The sequence below is a fragment of the Kitasatospora sp. NPDC059571 genome, assembly GCF_042735675.1.
Classification (GTDB): Bacteria; Actinomycetota; Actinomycetes; order Streptomycetales; family Streptomycetaceae; genus Kitasatospora.
Genome location: NZ_JBHWBW010000742.1, coordinates 1 through 2,262 on the forward strand (window position 1 = coordinate 1; position 2,262 = coordinate 2,262).

A 2,262-nucleotide genomic window follows, 5' to 3' on the forward strand; every position below is an offset into this window, starting at 1 on the left:
GCGACGGGGGTCGCCCCGGCCGGGCACCGCCGCCCCGCCGCATGCCCGCGGACCGGCCCGCCCGGGCTTGTCAGTGGTGGTTGCCACGCTGGAGGGGCGCGGGCCGCCCGGCCCGGGCACCCGTATCGGACCGGGGGACACCATGACCATCAGCCGTCCCGAGCGCGTCACCCGCCACCCTGCCGCCGACACCCTGCCCGCCGACCCCGCACCCGCCGACCGCACCGCCCCCGCCGGCCCCGCGGGCCGCACCGGCCGGGCCGCGGACGTGCACCCCGTGCTGCGCCGCACCGGCGCACCGCCCGCCGCCCTCGACCTGCTCCGCCAGGCGCACCGCACGCTCACCGCCGCCCGCAGCAGCCCAGACCCGCTGGAGCGGTACGCCACCGCCCACCTCGCCGCGCTGCGCACCACCGCGGCGGTGCTCGCCGTCCGCGGCCGCGCCGAGCGCAACCCGCGCCGCCGCCAGGCCATCCGCAGCGCCTGGGAGCTGCTGCCCGAGGTCGCCCCCGAGCTGGCCGAGTGGGCCGGCTACTTCGCGGCCGGGGCCCGCCGCCGGGCCGCCGCGGAGGCCGGCATCCGCGGCGCCGCCGGCGCCCGGGACGCCGACGACCTGATCCGCAACACCGGCCTGTACCTGCGGATCGTGGAGCGCCTGCTCGGCCTCGCCCCGGCCGTCCCGCAGCAGCCCTTACCGCTGGAGGGCGGCTGACCGGCCCCGGGGGCGGCAGGGCATAAGGTGGTGCCGTTCGGTGACCGACCCCTGGACGAGGAGCCCCGCCGTGTACCCGACGCGCCCCCGCAGTGCCCTGCGCACCGCCGTGGTCTGGGAGGTGGTGCGGGCTGCGCTGGAGCAGCGCGCCGCGGAGCTGGACCGGCCGGTCCTCGACGTGCTCGACACCGGCGGCGGCACCGGCAACTTCGCCGTGCCGGTGGCCCGGCTCGGCCACCGCGTCACCGTGGTCGACCCGAGCCCGGACGCGCTCTTCGCGCTGGAGCGCCGGGCCGCCGAGGCCGGCGTCACCGACCTGGTGAGCGCCGTGCAGGGCGACACCCAGACGCTGCCCGACGTCGTCCCGGCCGGCTCGGTCGACGCGGTGCTCTGCCACGGCGTGCTGGAGGTCGTGGACGACCCGGCCGAGGCGCTCGGCAACCTCGGCGCCACCCTCCGCAAGGGCGGCCTGGTCAGCCTGCTCGCCGCCAACCGCAACGGTGCCGTGCTCGCCCGCGCCCTGGCCGGCCACTTCGCCGAGGCCCGCACGGTGCTCGGTGCCGCGGACGGCCGCTGGGGCGCCGGCGACCCGATGCCGCGCCGCTTCACCGGCGAGGAGCTCGGCGAGCTGGCCGCGGCCGCCGGGCTGCGGGTGCAGTCCGTGCACGGCGTCCGGGTCTTCGCCGACCTCGTCCCCGGGGTGCTGGTGGACACCGAGCCCGGCGCACTGGAGTCGCTGCTCGAGCTGGAGCGGGCCGCCGCTGAGCAGCCCGCCTTCCACGCCGTCGCCACCCAGCTGCACCTGCTCGCCGCCCTGGTCTGACCGGGCGGCGCCCCGTCCGGGCCGGTCGCCGGCGGTGTCCGGCCGCCTCCCGGCGGTGGCCGGAACAGCACTGTCCTGCACTGATTCCGAACTCCCGGGCACTTGTGCGCCCGCCGGACCGTTGGCACCTGTGCGAGGCCGCCGGGACGTGGCCCAGGGCACGTGCCGCTGACCATCCCGAACCCGGCCCGCGGACCGTATGATCTGGGTAAAGCCGGAAAGCATGACACCCGAGCGCTTGGGGCATATTGGCCACACAAGGCCGGGCCGGGGGTTGGCGGACCGGTCGCCCCGCGACCGACGAGTAGGAGGACTCCGTGCCGCTCTCGGAGCACGAGCAGCGACTGCTCGAGCAGATGGAGCGAGCGCTGTACGCCGAAGATCCCAAATTCGCGTCGGCGCTTGAGGGAACCGGGCTGCGCACCTACACCCGCCGACGGGTCTATCTGGCCGTCGCGGGGTTCGTGGTCGGGATCGGCCTCCTCATGGGAGGCATGGTCGCCCAGCTGATCTGGCTGAGCGTGGTCGGGTTCCTGGTGATGCTTGGTTGCGCGGTCCTCGCCGTCACCGGCTGGAGGCGCGGCGCCATGGGGCACGGAGCAGGCCCGAAGGCGGCCCCGGCTCCACGCCGCAAGGCCAACGTCATGGATCGTATGGAACAGCGGTGGCAGCGCCGCAGGGACGAGCACGACGGCCTCTGACGGCCGCCTGGACAGGAGCGAGGCTG

Annotated in this window: 3 protein-coding genes; all 3 read left to right on the forward strand. The window is 76.8% G+C overall.

Features of this window, described 5'->3' with window-relative positions; genetic code table 11:
- The first annotated feature begins 142 nt into the window (after window positions 1–142).
- Window positions 143–712, forward strand: coding sequence for an SAV_6107 family HEPN domain-containing protein (locus ACFV0G_RS38520; RefSeq protein WP_380558294.1), 570 nt, complete (start codon window positions 143–145; stop codon window positions 710–712).
- Between the two features lie 70 nt (window positions 713–782).
- Window positions 783–1,535 (forward strand): methyltransferase domain-containing protein, encoded by a 753-nt coding sequence (locus ACFV0G_RS38525; RefSeq protein WP_380558297.1) that lies wholly within the window; start codon window positions 783–785, stop codon window positions 1,533–1,535.
- 317 nt (window positions 1,536–1,852) lie between these two features.
- Complete coding sequence (locus tag ACFV0G_RS38530; protein ID WP_380558300.1) at window positions 1,853–2,236, forward strand: DUF3040 domain-containing protein; 384 nt, start codon at window positions 1,853–1,855, stop codon at window positions 2,234–2,236.
- Window positions 2,237–2,262 lie beyond the last annotated feature (26 nt).